Origin of the sequence: Methylobacterium aquaticum, from assembly GCF_016804325.1 — a bacterium.
Taxonomy (GTDB): domain Bacteria; phylum Pseudomonadota; class Alphaproteobacteria; order Rhizobiales; family Beijerinckiaceae; genus Methylobacterium; species Methylobacterium aquaticum_C.
Map to the genome: position 1 here is coordinate 353,040 of NZ_CP043627.1, position 25,761 is coordinate 378,800.

The following is a 25,761-nucleotide window of genomic DNA, read 5'->3' on the forward strand; positions in this document are numbered from 1 at the left end:
CGTTACGTCGGACTCCGACGCATTAATCCGCTCTGCATTAGACGGAATGAGCGGTTGCGGGCGCGGCGGGCGGGTGACTAAACCGGCCGCAACCAGCCCGCTTCCAACCGGGCGCGGCACAGCAGGGAGAGCGCCATGAGCCAGCGGGTCGTCGAGGTCAGCCAGGATGCGCGCGCGCGGGCGCATATCGACGAGGCCAAGTATCAGGCCTGGTACGACGCCTCGATCCGGGATCCCGAGGCGTTCTGGCGCGAGCACGGCAAGCGGATCGACTGGTTCACGCCCTATGCCAAGGTGAAGGAGACGACGTTCGGCCCCGGCGACGTCTCGATCAAGTGGTTCTCCGACGGCGTCACCAACGCCGCCTACAATTGCATAGACCGCCACCTCGAGACCCGCGGCGATCAGGTCGCGATCATCTGGGAAGGCGACGACCCGTCGGAATCGCGACACATCACCTACCGCGAGTTGCACGCGGAGGTGTGCCGGATGGCCAACGTCCTGCGCAACCGCGGCGTCTCCAAGGGCGACCGGGTCACCATCTACCTGCCGATGATCCCGGAAGCCGCCTACGCGATGCTGGCCTGCGCCCGCCTCGGCGCGATCCACTCGGTGGTGTTCGGCGGCTTCTCGCCGGATTCCCTCGCCGGACGCATCCAGGGCTGCGACTCGAAGCTCGTCATCACTGCCGACGAGGGCCTGCGCGGCGGCCGCAAGGTGCCGCTGAAGGCCAATGTCGACGCGGCGATCCAGCGCCTTCCCGCCGACAGCGTCGACCACGTGGTCGTGGTGCGCCGCACCGGCGGCGCCGTCGAGATGGATCCGGTCCGCGACGTCTATTACGACGCCGCCGCTGCCCAGGTCACCGACGAGTGCCCGGTCACCCATGTCGAGGCCGAGCACCCGCTGTTCCTGCTCTATACCTCGGGCTCGACGGGCCAGCCGAAGGGCGTCGTCCACACCACCGGCGGCTACCTCGTCTATGCGTCGATGACGCACCAATACGTCTTCGACTACCACGAGGGTGACATCTACTGGTGCACCGCCGATGTCGGCTGGGTCACCGGGCACTCCTACATCCTGTACGGGCCGCTGGCGAACGGCGCCACCACCCTGATGTTCGAGGGCATCCCGACCTATCCGTCGATCTCGCGGTTCTGGGAGGTGGTCGACAAGCACAAGGTCAACATCTTCTACACCGCCCCGACGGCGATCCGCTCGCTGATGGGCGCCGGCGAGGAGCCGGTGAAGAAGACCTCGCGGAAGACCTTGCGCGTGCTCGGCTCGGTCGGCGAGCCGATCAATCCCGAGGCCTGGGAATGGTACTACCGGGTCGTCGGCGACGAGCGCTGCCCGATCGTCGATACCTGGTGGCAGACCGAGACCGGCGGCATCCTCATCACCCCCCTGCCCGGCGCGACCCCGCTCAAGCCCGGCTCGGCGACCCGGCCGTTCTTCGGCGTCAAGCCGGTGGTGGTGGACGGCGACAACGTCGTCCAGGAGGGCGCCTGCGAGGGCAACCTCTGCATCGACGATTCGTGGCCGGGCCAGATGCGGACCGTGTGGGGCGACCACGAGCGCTTCGTCCAGACCTACTTCTCGACCTTCCCGGGCCGCTACTTCTCGGGCGACGGCTGCCGGCGCGATGCTGATGGCTATTACTGGATCACCGGCCGGGTCGACGACGTCATCAACGTCTCTGGCCACCGGATGGGCACGGCGGAGGTCGAATCCTCGCTCGTCGCCCACCCGAAGGTCTCCGAGGCCGCGGTGGTCGGCTATCCCCACGACATCAAGGGCCAGGGCATCTACGCCTACGTGACCCTGATGCAGGGCGAGGAGCCGACCGACGCACTCCGCAAGGAGCTGGTCGCCTGGGTGCGCAAGGATATCGGGCCGATCGCCTCGCCCGACCTGATCCAGTTCGCGCCGGGCCTGCCCAAGACCCGGTCGGGCAAGATCATGCGCCGCATCCTGCGCAAGATCGCCGAGAACGAGTTCTCCTCCCTCGGCGACACCTCGACGCTCGCCGAGCCGGCGGTGGTCGACGACCTGATCGAGAACCGGCAGAACCGCGCCAAGTGATCGCGACGCCGGGGCCTCACGCCGGGCCCCGGCTCTTTAGTCCCGCGGGAGACGGTCGCATGTCTCAGACCTTCGTCGCATCGCGGGCATTTTCTCTCCCTTTGCGCTGGCATTCGCCAGAGAATCGCGTCATCGGGATTTTTGCGCCGCAGCAACCACGCCCGGCGCAAGCTGAAGCCTGACAAGACCAGGCATCCAGACAGATCGAAGCACCGGTTTCATCGTCCCGTGCCGCGTCCGGCGCGCCGCGGAACCGTGCCCGATCACAGAACAGAAACATAAGGGAGGCCCGCCGATGGCAGAGGCAGATACCGCACGGGTTCAGGCGAGCCCGACATTCCGCCGATTGGTGCAGGAACGCACCCGCTTCGCCTGGATCCTGTCCGGTGCGATGCTGGCGATCTACCTCGTCTTCATCCTGCTCGTCGCCTTCGCGCATGGATTGATGGCGACGAAGGTCGGCTCCGGCGTGACCTCGCTGGGCATCGTGCTGGGCCTCGTCGTCATCGTCTCGGCCTTCGTGCTGACCGGCATCTACGTCGCGCGGGCCAATGGCCGCTTCGACGACCTGACCCGCGACCTGAACCGGGAGCTCGGCCGATGAACGCGCGCCGCATCGCCATCGTGGCGCTTCTCACCCTCGTCGGAGCCGGCGCGGCCTTGGCCGCCGGGCCGGATCTCGGCGCCGTGCAGAAGCAGGCGACGAACTGGACCGCCGTCGTCATGTTCCTGCTCTTCGTGCTCGCCACGCTGGGCATCACCTACAAGGCCGCGTCGGGCTCGAAGTCGGCGGCGGACTTCTACGCCGCCGGCGGTGGCATCTCGGCCGGCCAGAATGCGCTGGCGATCGCCGGCGACTACATGTCGGCGGCCTCGTTCCTCGGCATCTCGGGCCTGGTGTTCTCGTCGGGCTTCGACGGGCTGATCTACTCGATCGGGTTCCTGGTCGGCTGGCCGATCGTGCTGTTCCTGATCGCCGAGCGCCTGCGCAACCTCGGCAAGTTCACCTTCGCCGACGTGGCGAGCTTCCGCCTCGACCAGACCCGGATCCGCATCCTGTCGGCGACCGGCACCCTCGTGGTGGTGGCGTTCTACCTGATCGCCCAGATGGTCGGCGCCGGGAAGCTGATCCAGCTCCTGTTCGGCCTCGACTACCTCACCGCCATCATCGCGGTCGGCATCCTGATGATCGTCTACGTCGCCTTCGGCGGCATGAAGGCGACGACCTGGGTGCAGATCATCAAGGCCTGCCTGCTGCTGGCCGGCGCGTCCTTCATGGCCCTCGCCGTGCTGTGGCGCTACGGCTTCAACCCGGAGGCCCTGTTCGCCGCGGCGGTCGCCGAGCACCCCAAGCACGAGGCGATCATGGCGCCGGGCGGCCTCGTCGCCGATCCGATCTCGTCGCTCTCGCTCGGCATCGGCCTGATGTTCGGCACCGCCGGCCTGCCCCACATCCTGATGCGGTTCTTCACCGTGTCGGACGCGCAAGCCGCCCGCAAGTCGGTGTTCTACGCCACCGGGCTCATCGCCTACTTCTACATCCTGACCTTCATCATCGGCTTCGGCGCCATCACCTTCCTGATGAGCGACCCGAGCTACTTCAAGGCCGGGGCGAATGGCGGCTACGACCGGATCGCCGGGCTCATCGGCGGCAGCAACATGGCGGCGGTGCATCTGGCCAACGCCACCGGCGGCTCGCTCTTCCTCGGCTTCATCTCGGCGGTGGCCTTCGCGACCATCCTCGCCGTGGTGGCCGGCCTGACGCTCGCCGGCGCCTCGGCGGTCAGCCACGACCTCTACGCCCAGGTCTTCGCCCGCGGGCGCACGACCGAGGCCGGCGAGGTGCGGCTGTCGAAGATCGCGGCCGTCGTGATCGGCATCGTGGCGATCTATCTCGGCTACGTGTTCGAGAACCAGAACGTCGCCTTCATGGTCGGCCTCGCCTTCGCGGTGGCGGCGAGCTGCAACTTCCCGGTTCTCGCCATGTCGATCCTGTGGAAGGGCACGACCACGCTCGGCGCCCTCGTCGGCGGCCTGATCGGCCTCGTCAGCGCCGTCGTGATGGTGGTGCTGTCGAAGGCGGTGTGGGTCACGACCTTCGGTCATCCGGCGGCGCTCTTCCCCTACGACAACCCGGCCCTGTTCTCGATGCCCCTGGCGTTCCTCGGCATCTGGGCGGTGTCGAAGATCGACAACTCCGCCCGGGCAAAGCGCGAGCGGGCGGCGTTCGAGGCGCAGTACGTGCGTTCCGAGACCGGCATCGGGGCGTCGGGCGCGCACGCGCATTGAGGTGAGGTGGGCGGCGGCCGTCGAGGCCGCCGCCCTTTCCTGCAGACGGGGACGCTCCTTCGTTTCCTCGACCCGTCCGACAACCACCGCGTCATGGCGGGCCCGTGCAGGCGGAGCCCGGAACGACGCGAGGGGTGCCGGGACCGTTCGGCCAGCGGGGCGGGTTCTCAGTCCTTCAGATCCTTCTCGATCTCGGCCAGCAGCGCCAAGTGCTCGCGGATCTGGCCGCGGGCGAGCTTGGCGACACCGAGGTTCTCCCGGTCCTTGCCGGTGGCGAGATAGGCCTCCTGGATCTTCAGGAGCGCCTGGTGGCCCTCGATCTGGCCCCGGACATACTCGATGTCGAAGGCCTTGCCGGACTTGGCCTGTTCGAGCTTGTCGAGCATCGCCTTGCCCTTCGGATCGAGCTGGCCGGTGACCTCGGGCTCGGCCGGCGGCTTCACCTGGCCGCTCGCGGCCTGGGACGGGTCGCGCATCGCCTTGAGCACGTCGGCGACGGTCTCCTGCTCGGCGACCTCGAAGCGCGCGAACTGCTTCACGTCGTCGTCAGAGGCCTTCTGCAGCGCGACGCGGCTCGCGGCCAGGGAGGCCGAGCCGGCCGCCAGGGTGTCGGCGGCATGCTTGGCCTCGGCCTCGCCCATCCGGGCGCCGGTATTGCCCGTCGCCGCCGCGGTCGGGCCTCCCTGCGGCTGGGCGACCGCCACCGAGACGAGGGAGGGAATGACCACCGCCGAGGCGATGGCGGTCAGTGCGAGACGACGATGCATGGGACACCTGACTCTTCGTGCGGGACTCCCGGTCGCGGGATCCCGGACCGGGCCCCTCGGGAGCAAGCACTAACAAACCGGCGAAAGAGAGGGTTTCAGCGTCGCCTTCCGGAAATCGCACGAGGCTCGTGATCGCGCCCGCAAAGGCTGCGGCCCCGCTCCGTTCGCGCCCGCGGACTACGACCATCGGTGAGGTTCCGCCGCCTGCCGCCAGGGTGTCGTCTGGTGGCGACGAGGCCCGCGACCGGCGGGACGATCGCGAGAGACGGAGGTTGAGGGTGACCACGATCTTCTTCGGACCGCCCGGCGCGGCGCAGGCGGCTCCGGGCGTCGGGCAAGGCGGCGTCGGGCAAGGCGGCCTCGGGAAAGGCAGCCTCGGCAAGGGCAGCGCCAGGCCGGTCGCATCCGTCTGCTGCTCGGCGGTCGTGATCTGCCACCTCGTCGACCGGCGCCGGGTGACGAAACCGTAACCTTCCGGCGAGGTCGGGGCCACAAGGCCGTGCTTAGTCTCTTCCTCGGCGGCCCGATGGGCGGCCGCGCGAGGATCCGTGTCATGCGACGCACGCTCACCACCGGAATTCTGGCCGGGATCTTCGGCGCGGGGATGCTCGGTACCGCGCTGGCGCAGGCGACGGACACGCCCCGGCCGATGCAGGTCGCTCATGCCGGCGACGGGGCGGGCCGGCCTCGCCTCAGCGCCGAGGATGCCCAGGCCTTCACCGATGCGCGGGTCGCGGCCCTGCATGCCGGCCTGAAGCTCGCGCCCGACCAGGAGAAGCTGTGGCCGCCGGTCGAGGACGCGATGCGCAACCTCGCCAAGGTCCGGCGCGACCAGCGCGAGGCCCGGCGGGAGCGCGACCGCGATCCCGTGGCCGAGACGGCGCCGGACGCGCTCCGGGCCCGGGCCGACGCGCTCGCGGCGCGCGCCGACGCCCTGCGCAAGCTCGCCGACGCCTCCCAGCCGCTCTACGCCACCCTCGACCCGGCGCAGAAGCAGCGCGCCGCGAGCTTGAGCCGCCCGATGAGGGCAGGCCACCACCCGGGCAGGCACCGGCACCACCGCGACGATTGATGCGACATCCGGACGATCCCTTCCGGATCTCGCATCACCAGCCCGCGCGGCGAAGCCTTAGGCTTCACACGCTTGAGCGAAGCCGCTTTCCGCATCGCGAATCGATCGATCGGAAAGCGTCTGACGGCCTCCGGGCAAGCGCCCGCATCACCGCCTCTCCCCGTCGCACCGCCCCGGCTCCCGCCGCGGGCGGCGCTGCCGTATGCCCGCACGCAACAATCCGCGTAATCCGCACGCAATCCTGCGATGACAGACTGAGCGGCAATCAGCGGGAGAGGCAGATGGACAACGTCATCCGTCCGGATTTCCAGCGCACCTCCAAAGCCCATTCGTCCAAAACCCACTCTTCCAAGGCCCCCTCTTCCAAGGCGCATGTGAAGGCCCCGGCCGACGAAGCGAGGACGGCCCGCGCCGACGGTCCCGTGCAAGTCGTCAAGACCTACGGCGAGGTCGGCCGGCACGCCGTGTCGCTGGTGCGTGCCCGCTCGGGGCCGCAGAGCGGCGTGTACCAGGTCGTGATCGACACGCCCCAGGGCCAGATCGGCCCGGTCGGCGTCGAGCCGGCGACCGCGGACGGCAAGTTCGACGCCGACCGCGTCGGCATGGCGGTGATGCGCACCCTCGAATTGCTGGCCGGATGCCCGGGCGATTTCGACGTCGCCTGACGCCTGTCCTCTCTTCTGCCCTGCCTCTCCCCCCTCGCCCCGCAACCCTCTCCCCCGTCTCGTGCGGGCCGCCCCGCATGGACAGCCGGCGCCGGGCCGCGCCATCATGCGGGCCTGGACGAGCGGGAGCGGGCGATGGCCGCGACGGACGAGATGACGGAAGACACCTGGACCTATTTCGAGGGCGCCTGGCACCCGGGCAACGTGCGGATGATGGGGCCGCGCACCCATGCCGCCTGGCTCGCCTCGTCGGTGTTCGACGGCGCCCGGGCCTTCGAGGGCGTGACCCCGGATCTCGACCTGCATCTCGCCCGGATCAACCGCTCGGCCGCCGCCTTCGGCCTCGAACCGGTAGTGGCGGAGGGCACCTGGGCCGAACTGGTGCGGGACGGGCTGACCCGGTTCGCGGCCGACGCCGCGCTCTACATCCGGCCGATGTACTGGGCGGAAGGGGGCTTGGGCGGCGCGGTGCGGCTCGATCCCGCCTCGACCGCCTGGTGCCTGTGCCTCTACGAGGCGCCGATGCCGCCGCCGACCGGCTTCACCGCCACCCTGTCGCCGTTCCGGCGCCCGACGCCGGACATGGCCCCCCTCGACGCCAAGGCCGGCTGCCTCTACCCGAACAGCTCGCGGGCGATCGCCGAGGCCGCCTCGCGCGGCTTCGGCAACGCCCTGATGCGCGACGCGCTCGGCAACGTCGCCGAGTTCGCCACCGCCAACGTGCTGATGGCCCGCGACGGCGTGGTCTATACGCCCGTGCCGAACGGCACGTTCCTCGCCGGCATCACCCGCGGCCGGGTGATCGCGCTCCTGCGCGAGGCCGGGGTCACGGTGGTGGAGAAGACCCTCACGGTCGACGACCTGATGGGCGCCGACGAGGTGTTTTCCGTCGGCAACTACGCCAAGGTCGTGCCGGTGACCGCCCTCGACGAGCGGACCTTTGCGCCCGGCCCGCTGTTCCGCAAGGCCCGCGAGCTGTACTGGACCTTCGCCCACCGGGGCTGATTCGCCTTTACGACCCCGCATCCTGCGTTACGGTTGCGGCAACGCAACAAGGGAGTGGCGTGGGTCAGATGATGGTCGTGCGGTTGGCGGTGGCGTGGGCGACGGTGGCGGCCTTCGCGGTGTTCGGCGGAGGCTGGCTCGGGGGGCTCGATGCGCCGCTGGTGGCGGCGGGCCTGTTCGCCTGGCTGTTCTTGGTCATCCTGTGGTCGGCCTTCGGGGTGGTGCACGAGGCCGAGGAACTGGCCGACCGCCTCGGCGAGCCCTACGGCACCCTGATCCTGACCCTGTCGATCGTCATCATCGAGGTGGCGCTCGTCGCCGCCGTGATGCTCGGGGCCAAGGCCGCCCCGACCCTCGGACGCGACACGATGTTCGCCGTCATCATGATCGTGATGAACGGTCTCGTCGGGCTCGGGCTGATCCTCGGCGGCCTGCGCCACCACCGCCAGAACTACAACCTCGACGGCGCCGGCGCCTATCTGGCGGCGATCATCCCGCTCACCACCATCGCGCTCATCATCCCGAACTTTACCACCTCGACCCCGGACGGCTCGCTGACGGCGTTCCAGGCGGTGGCGTTCTCGGTGCTGACGGTGGTGCTCTACGGCATCTTCCTGCTGCTCCAGACCGGCCGGCACAGCGACTTCTTCACCGATTTCGTCCAGCCGGGCACGGTGGTGGAGAAGAAGGCGCCCCACCCGGATGCGGGACGGGGGGCGATCCTGCGCCATGCCGGGCTGCTCCTCGTCAGCCTCCTGCCGATCGTGCTCCTGTCGAAGAGCCTCGCGGCGATCCTCGACCACGGCATCAAGGCGCTCGGCGCCCCCTCGGCGCTCGGCGGCGTCATCATCGCGGCCATCGTGTTCACCCCGGAGGGCATCAGCGCCGTCAAGGCGATCCGGCGCGACCAGCTCCAGCGGGCGATCAACCTCTGCCTCGGCGCCGTGACCTCGACGGTCGGCCTCACCGTGCCGGCGGTGCTGGTCATCGGCCTCGTCTCGGGCCAGCGGGTGGTGCTCGGCCTGGCGCCGGCCGAGATGGCGGTGCTCGCCATGACGCTTCTGCTCAGCGTCATCACCTTCTCGCGCCAGGGCACGACGGTGCTGGAGGGCGCCGTCCACCTGGTGGTGTTCCTGACCTACCTCACGCTAATCTTCAGCCCCTGAGACGAGGGGCGCCGGGGGCATACCCCCGGCGGTCTCATCACGGCCCGTTTGGGTCGCTCGACAGTTCCGACCCTCTCCGCGTCATTCCGAGGCCGCGAGAGCGGAGCCCGGAATCCGGAACCGCCGAACCCTTGCGATGACCGAAGCATCGCAAGGATCGGGTCTGCGATGATCGAGCGGTTCGAGAAGTCTGCACGGCGAGCCTGATGCCCTGAAGGGCACGTCTCTTACGACGCAGCCGTCCCGGCCTGCATCTCCTTGACCTTCTTGCTCAGCCAGAACGAGTAGCCGACGCTGGCATTCTCGATCAGGGCGGCCGTCCTGGTCGCGTAGACCGTCATCAGGTCGCCGTACTGGCCGACGAGGTTGAGATCCTGCTCCATGATCTTCGACACGGTGTTAGCCTTGCGCAGAGCCAGCGCGCCCTCGGCGATGCGCATCAGCCCGGTGCGCCACTCCAGGTCGATGCTCCAGATCTGGCGCATGAAGGCCGCCTGCATCGCGACGATGTCGTCGAGGACGTCCGGGGTCGGGCGCACCGACAGGAGTTCCGCCGTGCCGACCGCGTTGGTGGCGCAGAGCGTCGCGATCTCGGTGACGGCCGCGCTGCGCCGCAGCGGCACGTCCGCGCCGGCCGGCGCCGCGGCGGCGGCCTTTGCCGGCAGGCACTCGGCCGCGCTGAACGCCGTCCGCACGAAGGCGGTGAGGGGCAGGGCGGCGATGGTTTCGGGAGGCGTGGCCTGACGCGTCATCGCGGAAAAATCCTCAACTGTCCTGGCCGGTGAGGCGATCGAGCATGCGGTCGATGGCCCTGATCTGGATCGCGTTCTTCGAATAATAGTCGGGCGCGTGCGGGTCGTCCGCGCTGTAGCCCCACCAGTCCCAGCACCCGTCCGGGTTCTGCATCACGCCGCCGTCGCTGCCCTCGGCCTGCGGGTAGAGGACGATGAGGTCGTTGCTCTCGGCGATCGGGTTGTAGCCCGTGGTGGTGATGTAGCGGTTGCCGTAGGGCGGCTGGTTGGCGATGTCGGGCAGGCCGCGGATGTAGTTGACGTAGTTGTAGCCCTGCTTGCAGCCGTGCAGCGCGATATGGACCCCGGCCGCCGTCCCGCCCGCGAGGACCCTGGAAGGCACGTAGGCGTAGCCGAAGGCGCTCATGCTCGCGCGAGGCTCGCGTTCGAAGAATTCGCCCTGGTCGAAGCGGATCAGCCGCCCGGTCGCCTGCTCCGCCGGCGGCTTCAGGTCGCCGTAGATCTGCCGGAGGATCCGGTGCGACTGCATGAACCGGCCGTTGTTGATGTAGGGCGGGCGGTTCACCGGCAGCGGCGAGTCCTCGAGGTTGTCGGTGATGATCGCGTGGCCGGCATCGACGCTGCCGTCGTACCGGATGTCCCGCGGATCGACGCCGATCGCCTCGTAGAAGTCGCGGGTGCGCCGGACGACGTCGGGATAGACGACGCAGTCGGACTGGCCGCTGAAGATGTAGAGCCGCTGGCCCGCCAGGTTCTCGAGCCGGTCGATGCCGCCGGCGCTCTCGGTGCTCCGGGTCAGCGCGACGAGGTCGTCCACGTCCGGCGCCATGGCGGGGATGAGCGGGTTCATCCCGATGGCGAGCGCCCCCAGCGTGTAGGCGTCGGCCGCCACGACCGCCCCGCCCCGGAACGACTCGGCGCAGCGATAGGGTCCGCCCGCGATGATGCCGGCGCCGACGAACTTGCGCGAATGGGCGAGATGCAGCTGCACCGTCATGAAGGCGCCGGAGGACAGGCCGGAGATCGAGTTCCGGCGTTCCTCGACCTTGTATCCCGACAGCCGCTCGGCCTGCTGGCTCGCGTCGCCCATGTCCCCGCCCCTCGATCGGCCTTGTCGTACCGGAACATCGAACCATCCCGGAACGCGATGAACCAAATCACGGCGGGCATCATCTCGCAAGTGCGAAAAAAATCGGCGAAATATATTTTGCATCGCCGAAAATTCTCGTAGACTCTGGAAGAGACGCGAATCGTCTCGCCACCGCCCTTCGCCCTCTCGTTTCGGGACAGGGGGGATGCATGGCGATAATCTCTGAAGGACGACCGTCTGGACTATTTTCGACTCGCCTCTGAGCATCGGCTCAGGGGCTCGTCACGATGGCTGTACACGCACACGGGATCGTGAAGCCGGGCCGATTTTCGCCACGGTTGAGGCTTAACCCTGCCACCCATCCTGTCGCGGGGACCCGGTAACCGTTTGTTGACGGTTTTCGGCAACCCTGCGTTCACCATGGCGCCCACGCGGCCCGAGCGAGGATGAGGGGATCGTGCGAGCGCTCAAGCGTGCCGGCCGCAGGGCGGCCGACCCGGCCCAGGACTCTCCCTCCATCCCGTCACGCTCCTGCCGGCGCGGCGTGCTGGCGCTGATCGCCTGCGTGGCGGCGGTGTTCGGCTCGACCAGCGGCACCCAGGACGCGGTCGCCAACGGCGACACCCGCACGATCTCGATCTTCCACGAGCACACCAAGGAGAGCGCCGCGATCACGTTCAAGCGTGACGGGCGCTACGACCGGGCCGCCCTCGAGCAGTTGAACTGGCTGCTGCGCGACTGGCGCCTCGACGAACCGACCAAGATGGATCCCCGCCTGTTCGACGTGGTGTGGGAGGCCCACCGCGCCGTCGGCTCGCAGGACGCGATCCACGTCGTCTCGGCCTATCGCTCGCCCAAGACCAACGCCGCCTTGCGCCGTCGCTCCCGCGCGGTGGCCGAGCACAGCCAGCACATGCTCGGCAAGGCGATGGATTTCTATCTCGCCGATGTCTCGATCGACCAGATCCGGTCGATCGGCATGCGGATGCAGCGCGGCGGCGTCGGCTGGTACCCGCAGGCCAACAGCCCCTTCGTCCATCTCGACGTCGGCTCGGTCCGGTCCTGGCCGCGGATGAGCCACGACCAGCTCGCCCGGCTGTTTCCCGACGGGCGCACCGTCCACCTGCCCGCCGACGGCCGGCCGCTGGCGGGCTACGAGAGCGCCCGGGCCGAGATCCTGGCCCGCGGCGGCAGCGTGATGGGCGTGAGCCAGGCGATCGCGGCCGCGGACGAGGAGGACAGCCCGAACGTCGTCGGCCAGTTCTTCGCCATGCTGTTCGGCGGGTCGAAGCCCGCCGCCGCCCCGCCGCCCGCCCCCGTGGTGCTGTCGGGCCGCGCGGGCCGCGTCCGCCCGGTGGCGCTGGCGAGCGCCCAGCCGGAGGATGCACGCGACGCCCTCGCCTACGCGGCACCCGCCGCCCCGGTCGCGCCCGCCGCCCTCCTGCCGCAGGCCGCCTCCCGTCAGGCCGCCCTGCCGGAGCCGGCGGAGGCCGCGCCCGTCGCGCCCCCCGAGCCGGAGGCCGGCGCGGCCGAGCCGGCCCCGGACGTGCCGGGCAAGCCCGCCCTGTCCGCCGCTCCGCTGCCGCCGCGGCGCCCGTCGGAATTCGCCGCCCTGGCGGAGGCGCTGGTCGCGAGCCCGCCGCCGGTCGCCGTGCCGCTTCCGCCCGCCCGCCCGGCCTCGATCCAGATCGCCACGGCGGATCCGGCAGCCCTGGGCGCCATCCTCCCCCTGCGCGCGCGGACGGCTCCCGTGCCGGCCCCCACCCCGCAGAAGGCGCAGCTGAATGCCCTGTTCAGCGCGGCGGCCGCTCCGGCGGTCGAGGCCGCGGCCACCCGCCTGATCCAGCGGCCCAAGCTCGGCACCCCGACCGCCGGCGCACCCGGGACCCGGTTGCGGGCCGGCGGCGCCGAGGAAGCGCCCGGGTCCGGCCGCGTCGGCGGATCGGCAGCCGGGCGGCGCTGAGCGCCGGCCTTGGACTGGGTCGCGGCGAACTGGGTCGAGGCGATCGGCTATCTCGGGACGGCGCTCACCATCGCGTCGACCGCCATGAGCACGATGATCCCGCTGCGGGTCGTGTCGATCCTCGCCAGCATGGCGGTGATCACCTACGGGCTCCTCACCGGCAGCATGCCGGTGGTGCTCACCGAGGCGATCCAGATCCCGTTCAACCTCTGGCGGCTCTACCAGATGGTCCGGCTGGTCCGCGACGTCGAGCGCGCGGCCGAGGGCGACCTTTCCCTCGACTGGCTCCGGCCCTTCGGCGAATCCCGGCGCGTCGCCGCCGGCGAGGTGCTGTTTCGCAAGGGCGACCCGGCCGACGAGATGTTCCTGATCGAGGGCGGCCGCTTCCGCATCGAGGAACTCGGCCTGGAGATCCGGCCCGGCGCCATCGTGGGCGAACTCGGCATGCTCTCGCCCGGGAACCTGCGCACCGGCACCCTGGTCTGCACCGAACCCGGCATCGTGCTCGGGGTCGCCTACACGGACGTGAAGCAGCTCTACTACCAGAACCCGGAATTCGGGTTCTATTTCCTGAAGCTGACGAGCGAGCGCCTGTTCCAGGCGGCGCAGGGCGCCCCGGCTCGTGGAGCGGTGGGCACGGACGCGATCGGAACGCCTGTTCGCGCGGGTCCCTCGAACGACCTGACGGTGATGCTGACGTCTCCCGACGTCATCCCGGCGCTCCTCGAAGACGAGAATCCGGGATCCATCATCGCTCACCGTCCAGGATGAAGCGGAAGCGGTCCGCTTCGGTCTGCACCGCCAGCGGTCATGCATCCCGGATTCCGCTGCGCGGCCCGGGATGTCGTCGAGGGTTTCAAGTCGGTCGCATCACGCCGACAGGCTCCGCGACCGGTTCAGGGCAGACACGCCGCCTACCCCCGCGGGAACACCCGCGCCGCGCCCACCACCAGGGCGACCCGGTCGCCCGGCTCGTAGACATCCGTCACCTTCACCTCGACCGGGGCCTCGGCGCCGTCGAGCAGGATCTCCGCCACGGTGCCCCGGCCGGTCCGGCGCCATTCGCGCACGGTGCCCGGCAGCGTGCCGGGCCCCTGCCCGACCGTGAGGTCCCAGGGACGCAGGCAGAGATCGACCGGCCCTTGCGGCCAGCCGGCCTCCGCGGCGATCACGGTGCGGCCGGCGACCCGGACCTCGCGGCCCACGACCTCCGCGGCCAGGCGGGCGGTCTCGCCGACGAAGGACATCACGAAGCGCGAGGCCGGATGGTCCTGAACCTCGTGCGGCGCACCGACCTGCTCGATGCGGCCCTTGTTGAGGATCGCGATCCGGTCGGCGAGTTCCAGCGCCTCGTCCTGGTCGTGGGTGACGAAGATCGTGGTCTGGCCGGTCTCGCGGTGGATCTCCCGCAGCCAGCGGCGCAGGTCCTTGCGGACCTGGGCGTCCAGCGCCCCGAACGGCTCGTCGAGGAGCAGCACCGAGGGCTCGACCGCGAGCGCCCGGGCGAGCGCCACCCGCTGACGCTGGCCGCCGGAGAGCTGGCCCGGATAGCGCCTGGCGAGGTCGGGCAGTTGCACGAGTTCGAGCAGGCGCTCGACCCGGCGGCGGATCTCGTCCTCCTTCGGACGGTGGGCCCGGGGCGCGAGCGCAGCCCGTAGGCGATGTTCTCGAACACCGTGAGATGCCGGAACAGGGCGTAGTGCTGGAACACGAAGCCGACGCCGCGGCTCTGGACCGGGATGTCGGTGGTGTCCTGCGAACCGAAGAACACCCGGCCGCCATCCGGGATCTCGAGCCCGGCGATGACGCGCAGCAGCGTCGTCTTGCCGGAGCCCGAGGGGCCGAGCAGGGCCAGAAGCTCGCCCGGCTCGATCGCCAGGCTGACGCCTTCGAGCGCCGCGGGGCCCGGGCCGCCATAGCGCTTGACGATGCCGTCGACCCGGACCGACGTGCCGGCCTGGCGCAGGCGCTCGGCGGAGGCCGTCTCGACCGGGCGGGCGGACGCCTCGCGGCGCAGGGATAGGGCGGTGGGAGCGAATCCTGCCGTCATCTCAGTGGCCTCCGCGTCCGGCCAGCGCATCGGCGTGGCGCCATTCCAGGAAAGATTTACCCGCCAGGGTGACGAGCGCGAGGAGCGCCAACAGCGAGGCGATGCCGAACGCCGCCACGTAGTTGTACTCGTTGTACAGGATCTCGACGTGGAGCGGCATGGTGTTGGTGAGCCCCCGGATGCGGCCCGACACGACCGAGACGGCACCGAACTCGCCCATCGCCCGGGCGTTGCAGAGCAGCACGCCGTAGAGCAAGGCCCAGCGCACGTTCGGCAGGGTCACGGTGCGAAACACCCGCCACGGGCTGGCGCCGAGGGTCAACGCGGCTTCCTCGTCGGTGGTGCCCTGGTCCTGCATCAAGGGGATCAGTTCGCGGGCGACGAACGGGAAGGTGACGAACACCGTGGCGAGCACGATGCCCGGCACCGCGAAGACGATCTCGATCCCGTGGCGTTGCAGGAACGGCCCGAACAGCCCCTGCGCCCCGAAGATCAGCACGTAGATCAGGCCGGCGACCACCGGCGAGACCGAGAACGGCAGGTCGATGAGGGTGATGAGCAGGTTACGGCCGCGGAAGTCGAACTTGGCGATGGCCCAGGAAGCGCACAGGCCGAACACGACGTTGAGCGGCACGGCGATCACCGCGACGAGGAGCGTCAGGCGGACCGCCGCGAGGGCGTCGGGCTCGGCGAAGCTGGCGAGATAGGGCCCCAGTCCCTTGCTCAGCGCCTCGACGAACACCACCGCGAGCGGCAGCAGCAGGAACAGCGCGAGGAACGCCACTGCCAGCACGGTGAGCGCGATGCGGACCGGGCGGGGCTCGGTCAAAGCCGCATGTGGGCCGCGTGCAGCGGGGCGAATGGAGGGAACGGTGGTCTCAGACATGACCGAACCTGCGGCGGCTGAAATCCTGCAAGAGGTTGATGGCGAGAAGCGCGGTGAAGGACATCAGCAGCATCACGGCGGCGATGGCCGTGGCGCCCGCATAGTTGAACTCCTCGAGCTTGATCACGATCAGCAGGGGCGCGATCTCGGAGACGTAAGGCAGGTTGCCGGCGACGAAGATCACCGAGCCGTATTCCCCGACGGCGCGTGCGAAGGCGAGCGCGAAGCCGGTGAGCATCGCGGGGATCAGGGGCGGCAGGATCACGGTGACCAGCGCTCGGAAGCGCGAGGCGCCGAGGATGGCGGCCGCCTCCTCGCTCGACTTGTCGATCTCGGCGACCAGCGGCTGCACCGTGCGGACGCAGAACGGCAGGCCGACGAAGACGAGCGCCACCAGGATACCGAGCGGCGTGTAGGCGACCTTGATGCCGAGAGCCATCAAGGGCTCGCCGAGCCAGCCGTTCGGCGCGTAGAGGCTGGCGAGCGCGATGCCGGCGACAGCCGTCGGCAGCGCGAAGGGCAGATCCACCAGCGCGTCGATGATCCGCCGGCCGGGAAACCGGTAGCGGGTCAGCACCCAGGCGATCAGGAGCCCGAACACCGCGTCGATCGCGGCGGCGGCCAGCGACAGGCCGAACGAGGTCTTGAGCGCCGCGAGGTTGCGGGAATCGGTGATCAGCGCCCACAGGCCGGCGGGGCCGACGCTGGCGGCGCGCAGGAGCAGCACCGCGAGCGGCAGGAGGACGAGCAGGGTCAGGTAGGTGAGCGTGATCCCGAAGGTCAGGCGGAAACCCGGCAGCGCGCTCGGTCGCCGGAAGCGGGCCGCTCCCCGCCCCGCGGGCAGGACCGCGGCGCCGCTCATTGGCGGGACTTCAGGATGGCGTCGAACACGCCGCCATCGTCGAAATGGGTCTTCTGGGCCTTGGGCCAGCCGCCGAAGGTGTCGTCGATGGTGACGAGCTTCAGCTTGGGGAAGCGGGCCAGGTCCTCCTTCGCCGCCGCCGACTCGTCGCGCGGGCGGTAGAAGTTCTTGGCGATGATCGCTTGCGCTTCAGGCGTGTAGAGGAATTGCAGGTAGGCCTCGGCCTGCTTGCGGGTGCCCTTCTGGTCGACGTTGGCGTCGATCAAGGCCACCGGAGGCTCGGCCAGGATCGACAGGGAGGGCACGACGATGTCGAACTTGCCCTTGCCGAATTCCTCGTCGGCGAGGAACGCCTCGTTCTCCCAGGCGATCAGCACGTCGCCGAGGCCCCGCTGCACGAAGGTGGTGGTGGCGCCCCGCGCCCCGGTGTCGAGCACCGGCACGTTCTTGAACAGGGCGGTGACGAAGTCCTTCGCCTTGGCGTCGTCGTTGTTGTTCTTTGACAGCGCGTAGGCGTAGGCCGCCAGATAGTTCCAGCGCGCCCCGCCCGAGGTCTTCGGATTCGGGGTGATGACCTGGATTCCCGGCTTCACCAGGTCGTTCCAGTCCTTGATCCCCTTCGGGTTGCCCTTGCGGACCAGGAACACGATGGTCGAGGTGTAGGGCGTCGAGTTGTTCGGCAGCCGCTTCTGCCAGTCGGCCGGCAGCTTCTTCGAGCGGGCGGCGATGGCGTCGATATCGCTGGCGAGCGCCAGCGTCACCACGTCGGCCGGCAGCCCGTCGATCACCGAGCGGGCCTGGGCGCCGGAGCCGCCATGCGAGGCGCGCACCGTCACGGTCTCGCCGGTCTTGGCCTTCCACTCCTTGGCGAAGGCCGCGTCGATCGCCCGGTACAGTTCCCGGGTCGGATCGTAGGAGACGTTGAGCAGGGTCTGGGCGCGGACGGGAGCCGGAGCTCCCGCCAGGGCCAGGAGCGAGGCTCCGGCGGCGAGCGCTAGGGACGAACCGCGGAACAGCCGCTTCAACGAGCCGAGGAGGCCGCCGCCGGCGGGAGCCGCCTCGGTCTTCGCTTCCGTTTTCGGAGCCTCGACCTTGGTCCCGCCCTGCGAAGCGACGGGCAGGGCCTGGACGAGGCCGAGTGCCGCGGTGTCGGTGGTCGCCCGGTCGATCAGGATCAGGCTGCCGGTGTCGCGGTTCTGCCGGTAGGCATCGACCGCGACCTTGCGGTCGAGGCTGAGCGTCACGTCGCCGATGTCGTTCGCGCTCAAGGACCCGGCCGGCACGCCCTGCCCGGTCTCGGTGTCGATGCGTGCCCGCACCGCCTCGACCACGGCATTCGCCGTGACGGTGCCGATCTTGGCGAGGTAGGTCGCGCCGGGGGTCAGCTCGGTCTCGTTGGCCCAGAACAGCCGCACCTCGAGCCGATCGCCGACGATCGGGGCCTGCGCGGCCGCCGTGATCACGCTGCCGCGGGAGGCATCGACCTCGTCGGCCAGCACCAGGGTCACAGACTGGCCCGCGATGGCCCGCGGCAGGTCGCCGTCATAGGTGTAGATCCGGGCGATCGTCGACGGCGTGCCGGCGGGCGCCACCACCACTTGGTCGCCGACCGCGACCGCACCCGACGCGATCAGGCCCGAGAAGCCGCGGAAGTCGGAATTTGGCCGGTTGACCCACTGCACCGCCATGCGGAAGGGAGCGGCCTCCTCCTCGACATGCGCGGGCACCTCCTCGAGGTATTGCAGCAGCGGCGCGCCGGTGTACCAGGGCGCGGCGGTGCCCGGCAGCACGACGTTGTCGCCGTTCGCCGCCGAGAGCGGGATGCCGGTGACGTCGGAGAAGCGCAGGCCTTTCGCAAAGGCCTGGAACTCGGCGACGATGGCGTCGAACCGACTCTCGGACCAGCCGATCAGGTCCATCTTGTTGACCGCCAGCACGACGCGGCGGATGCCGAGCATCGAGACCAGGAGCGCGTGGCGCCTTGTCTGCGGGCTGAGGCCCTTCCTCGCATCCACCAGCAGCACCGCGACCTCGGCGGTCGAGGCGCCGGTCGCCATGTTGCGGGTGTACTGGACGTGGCCGGGGGTGTCGGCGACGATGAACGAGCGCCGCTCGGTCGAGAAGAACCGGTAGGCGACGTCGATGGTGATGCCCTGCTCGCGCTCGGCCTGGAGGCCGTCGACGAGGAGGGCGAGGTCGATCTCGCCGCCCCGCGTGCCGTGGCGGCGCGAATCGCGCTCCAGCGCGCTGACCTGGTCGTCGAAGATCTGCTTGGTGTCGTGCAGCAGGCGCCCGATCAGGGTCGACTTGCCGTCATCGACCGAGCCGCAGGTGATGAACCGCAGCACTTCCTTCCGCTGATGGGCGGCGAGAAAGGCCTCGTAGCCGAAAGCGCGGGTGGATTGATGCACGGTCATCAGAAGTAGCCTTCCTGCTTCTTGCGCTCCATGGCGCCGGCGCCATCCTTGTCGATCACCCGGCCCTGCCGCTCGGAGGTGCGGGCGGCCAGCGTCTCGCCGATGATCTCCGGCAGGGTCGCGGCGTCGCTCTCCACCGCGCCGGTCAGCGGGTAGCAGCCGAGCGTCCGGAACCGCACGAGACGCATCTCGGGCGTCTCGCCAGGGTTCAGCGGCAGCCGCTCGTCGTCCACCATGATCAACTGCCCGTCGCGCTGCACGACGGGGCGCTCGGCCGCGTAATAGAGCGGCACGATCGGGATGTTCTCCTGCTCGATGTAGAGCCAGATATCGAGCTCGGTCCAGTTCGACAGCGGGAAGACGCGCAACGACTCACCGCGCTGCTTCCTCATGTTGTAGAGGTGCCAGGGCTCGGCGCGCTGGCGCTTCGGGTCCCAGCGGTGCTGCGCGGTGCGCAACGACACGATGCGCTCCTTGGCCCGCGAGGCCTCCTCGTCGCGGCGCGCCCCGCCGAAGGCCGCGTCGAACTTGTGCTTGTCGAGTGCCTGGCGCAGGGCCTGGGTCTTCATCACGTCGGTATGGACCTCGGAGCCGTGGCTCACCGGCCCGATGCCGCGGGCGAGCCCGTCCGGGTTGGTGTGGACCAGGAGATCGAGGCCGAGTTCCTTGGCGCGCCGGTCGCGGAAGGCGATCATCTCGCGGAACTTCCAGGTCGTGTCGACGTGGAGCAGCGGGAACGGCAGCCGGCCCGGCGCGAAGGCCTTGAGCGCCAGGTGCAGCAGGACCGAGGAATCCTTGCCGATCGAGTACAGCATCACCGGATTCTCGGTCTCGGCGACCGTCTCCCGCATGATGTGGATGCTCTCGGCCTCCAGGCGCTGGAGGTGGGTCAGACGGTCGAGCCCGTCGGTACGGGCCTTGAGGGCGGCGCTCATGCGACCAGCTCCGGATTGGATGATTGCGACGATGTGGCGGGCTCGAAGGCGCCGGGCTCCTGCCCGGGCCTGATCTCGCTGCCGGGGGCACCGGCCGAGGCTCCGGGAACATGCAGGCCGCATTCCTGCTTGCCCGCCTGCTCCCACCACCAGCGGCCGGCGCGCTCGGGCTCGCCGAGCTTCACGGCGCGGGTACAGGGCGCGCAGCCGATCGACGGGAAGCCCCGGTCGTGCAGCACGTTGTAGGGGACGTAGTTCCCGTGGATCAGCTCGGCCAACGCCTCGCGGGTCCAGTCGGCGATCGGGTTGAGCTTGATCAGCCCGCGGGCGTGGTCGGCCTCGGCGAGCGGCGTCTCGGCGCGGTTCGCCGACTGGCCGGCCCGGAGACCGGTGAGCCAGCCGGCGGCGCCGGCAAGAGCGCGGCCGAGGGGCTCGACCTTGCGGAAGCCGCAGCAGGCCTGGCGCGCCGCCACCGAATGGCGAAAGCCGTTGATGCCCTCCTGCGCGACGAAGCGTTCCTCGGCCTCGCGCTCCGGCGCGTAGGCGCGGATGCGGAAGCCGTAGGCGGCTTCCGTCTCGGCCCAGGTGTCGTAGGTCTCGGGGAAGAGCCGGCCGGTATCGAGGGTCACGATCTCGGCGCGCGACTTCGCCATGCGCAACGCGTGGGTGAGGGCCTGGTCCTCCAGGCCGAAGCTCGTGGTGAAGACCAGCCGGCCGTCCACCGTCGCGTCGATCAGCGCGAGACGCGCCTGTAGGGCGAGGGGACGCAGACGCGTCGCCAGTTCTTCCGCAAGGGCGTCCAGCGCCGCGCGGTCGAGGGGAAGGGTCATGGAGAGCCCGGGATTGGCTGCTTGTGTGGGGAGGTAACTGTTCGCTATACCGAACACTGTCAAGGCATGGCTGGGCTGCGGTCCCGGAGTTTTTCATTCTCCTCGCAGCCGCATCTCGCCCTATTCGGGATCCGGCCAACCCTCGCATAGGAAATCCGTTCCCTTCCCGAGGGTCAGTCTTGAAAGAATCTTCTCCAAAACCGGAGCCGCGCAGTGGATGCCATCGACCTGAAGATCCTCGCCCTGCTCCAGAACGACGCGACCCTGTCGATCGCCCAGATCGGGGAGCGCGTCGGCCTGTCGCAGACTCCCTGCTGGAAACGCATCCAGCGCCTCGAGGCCGACGGGGTCATCGACCGCCGGGTGGCGGTGCTCGACCCGGTCAAGTTGGGGCTAGGGTTAACGGTTTTCGTCTCGATCGAGACCAGCGACCATTCCCGCGAATGGCTGGAACGCTTCGCCGCCACCGTCTCGGCCATGCCCGAGGTGCTGGAATTCTACCGCATGGCCGGGGACGTGGATTACATGCTCCGCGTCGTGGTGGCCGACATGCAGGCCTACGACGCCTTCTACAAGCGCCTCATCGCGGTGCTGCCGCTGAAGAACGTCACCTCGCGCTTCGCCATGGAGAAGGTGAAGAGCACCACCGCCCTGCCGCTTCCGACGGCCCCCTTCGTCCAGCCCGTCGTCGCCAGCGGGAAATAATCTTCTCTTCCGACGCCATCGGACGATAACGATGATCTCCCGTTAGCGCGTTCTTCAAAAAGAACATTTCGGTTGACTCCGGCGCGGCGCGGGCACATCTGTGCGGGCATGTCTCGCCCCGCGCTTCTCCCCCGCACGGCTCCCTTCGGCGACGCCGAGCGGGCCCATCTCGATGCCGCCCTCGGCTCCACCACCGCGCTTCAGCGCGCGTGGCTGGCCGGCTTCCTCGCCGGCCTCGACGCCGCGGGCGGTGCCGCCGCCGCCGAGGCCCCCGCCCCGGCCGCCCCGCCCCGCGCCGCCGAACCGCTGACGATCCTGTTCGCCAGCGAATCCGGCAACTCGGAGAAGCTCGCCGGCGACGTCTCCAAGCTCGCCCGCAAGAACGGCTTCAAGCCGAAGGTCGTCGATTTCGCCGATCTCGACGTGGCCGCCCTGGGGAAGGAGAAGCGCGTCGTCGTCATCGCCGCCACCTGGGGCGAGGGCGAGCCGCCGGCCCGGGCCGTGCGCGCCTATGGCGAGATCATGGGCGAGGGCGCGCCGCGCCTCGACGGGGTCGAGTTCGGCGTCCTGGCGCTCGGCGACACCTCGTATGCCGAGTTCTGCGCCATCGGAAAGCGCCTCGACGACCGGTTCGAGGCTTTGGGCGCCAAGCGCGTGCTCCCGCGGATCGATTGCGACCTCGACTTCGACAAGCCGGCCGCCGCCTGGATCAAGGACGCCCTCAAGGCGCTCGCCCCGGCCGAGGCCGCGGGCAACGTCGTGGCGGTGGACTTCGCCCGCACGGCCGGCGCCGACGAAGAGGCCGAGGTCAGCCGCGATCCGGTCACCGTCGAGGTCATCGAGCACGTCAACCTCAACTCGTCGCGCTCCGACAAGGAGACGATCCACCTCGCGCTCGCCTTCGAGGACGGTGCCCCTGCTTACGAACCCGGCGATTCCCTCGAACTCTACCCTGAGAACGACCCGGCCCTGGTCGAGCAGATCCTGAAGGCCGCCGGTCTCGAGGGCGACTCGGTCCTGCGCCAGGCGCTGCTGGCCGAGCGCGACATCACCACCCTGTCGGCCGCGACGGTCGAGCGCTTCGTCAAGGCCACCGGCCACGAGGAGGCCCGCCGCCTGATGGAATCGAACGAGGTCCGGGCCTGGATCGAGGGCCGGCACCTCATCGACCTGATCGAGACCTACCCGGCCAAGCTGTCGGCGCAACACCTCACCGACATCACCCGGCCGCTGCCGCCGCGGGCCTACTCGATCGCCTCCTCGCGGGCCGAGGTCGGCGACGAGGCCCACCTGACCATCGCGGCGGTGCGCTACACCACCCACGACCGGGCGCGCACGGGCGTCGCCTCGGTCCACGTCGCGGACCGGATCCGCAACGGCGCCAAGCTCAAGGTGCGGGTGAAGCCGAACAAGCATTTCCGCCTGCCGAAGGACCCCGCCACCGACGTGATCATGGTCGGCCCCGGCACCGGCGTGGCGCCGTTCCGCGCCTTCGTGCAGGAGCGCCGCGCCACCGAGGCGCCGGGCCGCAACTGGCTGTTCTTCGGCGACCGCCACTTCACCCACGACTTCCTGTACCAGCTCGAATGGCAGGAAGCCCTGGAGGACGGCTCGCTCGCCCGCATCGACGTCGCCTTCTCCCGCGACCAGCCGGAAAAGATCTACGTCCAGGACCGGATCTGGGAGCAGCGGCGCGAGCTGGTGTCCTGGCTCGATGGCGGTGCCCATTTCTACGTCTGCGGCGACGCCAAGGCGATGGCCAAGGACGTGCGGGCGGCTTTGGTGAGGGCCTTCGCCGACGTGAAGGGCCTCGATGCCGCGGCTGCGGAAGCGGCGGTGGCCGGCCTGGAGCGCAGCCACCGCTACCAGCAGGACGTGTACTAGGGACCCGCCACCGCCGGGTGCGTGTTTCCCCTCTCCCCGCGGGCGGGGAGAGGGCCGCGACGACCTTGTCGTCGGCGCGGCGAGGCGGCAGCCGAGGGTGAGGGGGTCTCGACGAGTGAGCCTCCTCCGGAGATACCCCCTCACCCTCGCCCTTCGGGCTACCTTCGCACCCGACGAGGGGTGCGAAGGCCTCTCCCCGCCCGCGGGGAGAGGAGAAGGGAGACAGATCCGGCAACGGTTCGGCTCTTCCGCCTGCAACCAGTTCCGAGGCGTCATACCCTCAACCCTCGCCCCTCCTCCCACCCGATGAGGGGTTCCCGCGTCTCATTCAGTGCTGTCAGGCGCCTGGGACGCTGGTAGATGATGCGCCGTACCCGGCGCCCGAACGGACACACCCCATGGCCGACCACAAGACCGCCGACACCCCCACCGCCGAGCGCGTCTACGAGACGCCGCCGACCGAGCGCCCGATCACCGAGGCGGAAGCGGCGCGAGCCGCCAAGCTGTCGGCCAACGAGCACATCAAGATCGCCAGCGGCTACCTGCGCGGCACCCTCGCCGAGGGGCTCCTGAAGAACGCCACCGGCGCGATCTCGGACGATGACGGGCAGCTCGTGAAGTTCCACGGGATGTACCTGCAGGACGACCGCGACCTGCGGGCCGAGCGGACGAAGAAGAAGCTCGACAAGGCCTATTCCTTCATGATCCGCCTGCGCATCGCCGGCGGCGTCGTGACGCCGAAGCAGTGGCTGATCCTCGACGAGATCGCCCGCACCTACGCCAACGGCACCCTGCGGGCGACGACGCGCCAGACGTTCCAGTATCACGGCGTCATCAAGTCGAACCTCAAGCGCACGATGGCGGCGATCGATGCGGCCCTGCTCGACACGATCGCGGCCTGCGGCGACGTCAACCGCAACGTGATGGCGGCGACGAACCCGGCCCAGAAGGGCGCCCACGAGGCTGCCTACAAGCTCGCCAAGGACATCTCCGACAGCCTGCTGCCGAAGACCAATGCCTGGCGCGAGATCTGGCTCGACGGCGAGCGCGTGGTCGGCGGCGAGGATGCGAGCGAGGTCGAGCCGGTCTACGGCAAGACCTACCTGCCGCGGAAGTTCAAGACCATCGTGGCGGTGCCGCCCTCCAACGAGGTCGACGTCTACGCCCACGATCTCGGCTTCATCGCGATCCTCGACAAGAAGGGCAAGGTGACGGGCTGGAACGTCACCGTCGGCGGCGGTATGGGCATGACCCATGGCGAGACCGACACCTTCCCGCGCACCGCCGACGTGATGCTGTTTGCGGAACCGGAATACGCCCTCAAGGTCGCCGAGGCGGTGATGACCGTCCAGCGCGACTGGGGCAACCGCAACGTCCGCAAGAACGCCCGCCTCAAGTACACGATCGAGCGCTACGGCCTGAAGGCCTTCCGCGCCGAGGTCGAGAAGCGGGTCGGCCGCGCCTTCCAGGACCCCAAGCCCTTCACCTTCTCGGGCAACGGCGACCGCTACGGCTGGGTCGCGGGCGACGACGGCAAGCACCACCTGACGCTGTACGTACCGTCGGGCCGGATCAAGGACGTCGAGGGCGGGCCGCAATTCCTGGCGGGCCTGCGCCGCATCGCCGAGATCCATGAGGGCGATTTCCGCCTCACCGGCAACCAGAACGTCATCATCGCCAACGTCCCGGCGGACAAGAAGGCGGAGATCGACGCGCTGGTCCAGGAATACGGCCTGACCACCGGCGCCGGTGCTCTGCGCCGCAACAGCCTCGCCTGCGTGGCGCTGCCGACCTGCGGCCTGGCTCTCGCCGAGAGCGAGCGCTACCTGCCAAGTCTGATCGACGAGCTCGAGGAGAGCCTGGCCTCGCACGGCCTGTCCGACGACGACATCACCATCCGGATGACCGGCTGCCCCAACGGCTGCGCCCGGCCGTTCATCGCCGAGATCGGCCTCGTCGGCCGCGGCCCCGAGCGCTACAACCTCTATCTCGGGGCCGCCTTCGATGGCTCGCGGCTGAGCAAGCTCTACGCCGAGGACGTCACCGCCGCCGACATCCGTCCGAAGCTCGATCCGCTCTTCGCGGCCTATGCGAAGGACCGTCAGACGGGCGAGCGCTTCGGCGACTTCGTGATCCGGGCCGGCTACGTGGCGAAGACCGGCAACGGGCCGGACTTCCACGTGCAGACGGGGGCGCAGAAGGCGGTGGCCTGATCGGTTCGGCGTGGGCTTGCGCGCACCTCAGGCGATCGAGCCCACGCCCGTCCCACCCTCTCACCTCATCCTGAGGTGTCAGTCCATCGGAGATGGACTGACCTCGAAGGAGGGCTCCAGTTAGC

At 69.7% G+C, this 25,761-nt stretch carries 21 protein-coding genes and 3 pseudogenes; 14 read left to right on the top strand and 10 right to left on the bottom strand.

Features of this window, described 5'->3' with window-relative positions; genetic code table 11:
- The first annotated feature begins 135 nt into the window (after window positions 1-135).
- The 4 genes from acs to F1D61_RS01580 all read left to right on the top strand — a co-directional run bounded on the left by acs (window position 136) and on the right by F1D61_RS01580 (window position 4,374).
- A complete protein-coding gene (acs, locus tag F1D61_RS01570; protein ID WP_203156221.1) occupies window positions 136-2,085 on the top strand; it encodes an acetate--CoA ligase in 1,950 nt (649 codons plus the stop codon).
- 59 nt (window positions 2,086-2,144) lie between these two features.
- Window positions 2,145-2,267, top strand: coding sequence for a hypothetical protein (locus F1D61_RS34755; protein WP_281437033.1), 123 nt, complete (start codon window positions 2,145-2,147; stop codon window positions 2,265-2,267).
- Between the two features lie 113 nt (window positions 2,268-2,380).
- On the top strand, window positions 2,381-2,689 hold the full coding sequence (locus F1D61_RS01575) for a DUF485 domain-containing protein (protein WP_203156222.1): 309 nt from the start codon (window positions 2,381-2,383) through the stop codon (window positions 2,687-2,689).
- Complete coding sequence (locus F1D61_RS01580; RefSeq protein ID WP_203156223.1) at window positions 2,686-4,374, top strand: cation acetate symporter; 1,689 nt, start codon at window positions 2,686-2,688, stop codon at window positions 4,372-4,374. Before F1D61_RS01575 ends, F1D61_RS01580 begins: the two co-directional genes overlap by 4 nt.
- Window positions 4,375-4,541: 167 nt before the next feature.
- Here F1D61_RS01580 and F1D61_RS01585 read toward each other — a convergent pair whose 3' ends face one another.
- The gene (locus F1D61_RS01585) at window positions 4,542-5,141 is read right to left on the bottom strand and encodes a DUF4142 domain-containing protein (protein WP_203156224.1); all 600 of its coding nucleotides are present in this window, start codon (window positions 5,139-5,141) and stop codon (window positions 4,542-4,544) included.
- Window positions 5,142-5,419: 278 nt separating this feature from the next.
- On the opposite strand from F1D61_RS01585, the gene F1D61_RS01590 reads away from it, so the two are divergent.
- From F1D61_RS01590 to F1D61_RS01610, 5 genes are all read left to right on the top strand, one after another.
- Entirely contained in the window at window positions 5,420-5,611 is a 192-nt protein-coding gene (locus tag F1D61_RS01590) for a hypothetical protein (RefSeq protein WP_203156225.1), read from the top strand.
- Between the two features lie 83 nt (window positions 5,612-5,694).
- Window positions 5,695-6,213 carry a Spy/CpxP family protein refolding chaperone gene (locus F1D61_RS01595; protein WP_203156226.1) on the top strand — a complete coding sequence of 173 codons (519 nt, stop codon included), beginning with the start codon at window positions 5,695-5,697 and terminating at the stop codon, window positions 6,211-6,213.
- A gap of 281 nt (window positions 6,214-6,494) precedes the next feature.
- Window positions 6,495-6,878, top strand: a complete 384-nt coding sequence (locus F1D61_RS01600) for a hypothetical protein (RefSeq protein WP_203156227.1) — start codon at window positions 6,495-6,497, stop codon at window positions 6,876-6,878.
- Between the two features lie 135 nt (window positions 6,879-7,013).
- A complete protein-coding gene (locus F1D61_RS01605) occupies window positions 7,014-7,883 on the top strand; it encodes a branched-chain amino acid aminotransferase (RefSeq protein ID WP_432443197.1) in 870 nt (289 codons plus the stop codon).
- Window positions 7,884-7,951: 68 nt separating this feature from the next.
- The gene (locus F1D61_RS01610; RefSeq protein ID WP_203158875.1) at window positions 7,952-9,049 is read left to right on the top strand and encodes a calcium:proton antiporter; all 1,098 of its coding nucleotides are present in this window, start codon (window positions 7,952-7,954) and stop codon (window positions 9,047-9,049) included.
- A 227-nt stretch (window positions 9,050-9,276) separates the two neighbouring features.
- Here the strand turns inward: F1D61_RS01610 and F1D61_RS01615 are convergent, their stop codons facing one another.
- Together F1D61_RS01615 and F1D61_RS01620 are read right to left on the bottom strand one after the other, a co-directional pair.
- A complete protein-coding gene (locus F1D61_RS01615) occupies window positions 9,277-9,801 on the bottom strand; it encodes a hypothetical protein (RefSeq protein ID WP_203156228.1) in 525 nt (174 codons plus the stop codon).
- 13 nt (window positions 9,802-9,814) lie between these two features.
- Entirely contained in the window at window positions 9,815-10,891 is a 1,077-nt protein-coding gene (locus F1D61_RS01620) for an extracellular catalytic domain type 2 short-chain-length polyhydroxyalkanoate depolymerase (RefSeq protein ID WP_203156229.1), read from the bottom strand.
- A 457-nt stretch (window positions 10,892-11,348) separates the two neighbouring features.
- On the opposite strand from F1D61_RS01620, the gene F1D61_RS01625 reads away from it, so the two are divergent.
- Together F1D61_RS01625 and F1D61_RS01630 are read left to right on the top strand one after the other, a co-directional pair.
- Window positions 11,349-12,854 (top strand): DUF882 domain-containing protein, encoded by a 1,506-nt coding sequence (locus tag F1D61_RS01625; protein ID WP_203156230.1) that lies wholly within the window; start codon window positions 11,349-11,351, stop codon window positions 12,852-12,854.
- Between the two features lie 9 nt (window positions 12,855-12,863).
- Window positions 12,864-13,514, top strand: a pseudogene (locus tag F1D61_RS01630) (Crp/Fnr family transcriptional regulator); the annotation flags it as partial.
- A 254-nt stretch (window positions 13,515-13,768) separates the two neighbouring features.
- On the opposite strand, the pseudogene F1D61_RS33780 reads toward F1D61_RS01630, so the two are convergent.
- The 7 genes and pseudogenes from F1D61_RS33780 to F1D61_RS01665 all read right to left on the bottom strand — a co-directional run bounded on the left by F1D61_RS33780 (window position 13,769) and on the right by F1D61_RS01665 (window position 20,834).
- Window positions 13,769-14,904 (bottom strand): annotated as a pseudogene (locus tag F1D61_RS33780) (sulfate/molybdate ABC transporter ATP-binding protein).
- 1 nt (window position 14,905) lies between these two features.
- Window positions 14,906-15,790: a sulfate ABC transporter permease subunit CysW gene (cysW, locus tag F1D61_RS01645; protein ID WP_203156231.1), complete on the bottom strand. Its 885-nt coding sequence runs from the start codon at window positions 15,788-15,790 to the stop codon at window positions 14,906-14,908.
- The gene (gene cysT / locus F1D61_RS01650) at window positions 15,783-16,652 is read right to left on the bottom strand and encodes a sulfate ABC transporter permease subunit CysT (protein WP_203156232.1); all 870 of its coding nucleotides are present in this window, start codon (window positions 16,650-16,652) and stop codon (window positions 15,783-15,785) included. The genes cysW and cysT overlap by 8 nt, the downstream gene beginning before the upstream one ends.
- Window positions 16,649-17,677, bottom strand: a complete 1,029-nt coding sequence (locus F1D61_RS33785; RefSeq protein ID WP_348649455.1) for a sulfate ABC transporter substrate-binding protein — start codon at window positions 17,675-17,677, stop codon at window positions 16,649-16,651. The genes cysT and F1D61_RS33785 overlap by 4 nt, the downstream gene beginning before the upstream one ends.
- 92 nt (window positions 17,678-17,769) lie before the next feature.
- A pseudogene (gene cysN, locus F1D61_RS33790) lies at window positions 17,770-19,069 on the bottom strand (sulfate adenylyltransferase subunit CysN); the annotation flags it as partial.
- Complete coding sequence (cysD, locus tag F1D61_RS01660; protein WP_203156234.1) at window positions 19,069-20,004, bottom strand: sulfate adenylyltransferase subunit CysD; 936 nt, start codon at window positions 20,002-20,004, stop codon at window positions 19,069-19,071. The pseudogene cysN and the gene cysD, both read right to left, overlap by 1 nt.
- The gene (locus tag F1D61_RS01665; protein WP_203156235.1) at window positions 20,001-20,834 is read right to left on the bottom strand and encodes a phosphoadenylyl-sulfate reductase; all 834 of its coding nucleotides are present in this window, start codon (window positions 20,832-20,834) and stop codon (window positions 20,001-20,003) included. The genes cysD and F1D61_RS01665 overlap by 4 nt, the downstream gene beginning before the upstream one ends.
- A gap of 213 nt (window positions 20,835-21,047) precedes the next feature.
- On the opposite strand from F1D61_RS01665, the gene F1D61_RS01670 reads away from it, so the two are divergent.
- From F1D61_RS01670 to F1D61_RS01680, 3 genes are all read left to right on the top strand, one after another.
- The gene (locus F1D61_RS01670) at window positions 21,048-21,539 is read left to right on the top strand and encodes an Lrp/AsnC family transcriptional regulator (RefSeq protein WP_203156236.1); all 492 of its coding nucleotides are present in this window, start codon (window positions 21,048-21,050) and stop codon (window positions 21,537-21,539) included.
- A gap of 108 nt (window positions 21,540-21,647) precedes the next feature.
- Window positions 21,648-23,423, top strand: coding sequence for a diflavin oxidoreductase (locus tag F1D61_RS01675; RefSeq protein ID WP_203156237.1), 1,776 nt, complete (start codon window positions 21,648-21,650; stop codon window positions 23,421-23,423).
- A gap of 398 nt (window positions 23,424-23,821) precedes the next feature.
- Complete coding sequence (locus F1D61_RS01680) at window positions 23,822-25,636, top strand: NADPH-dependent assimilatory sulfite reductase hemoprotein subunit (protein WP_203156238.1); 1,815 nt, start codon at window positions 23,822-23,824, stop codon at window positions 25,634-25,636.
- Window positions 25,637-25,761 lie beyond the last annotated feature (125 nt).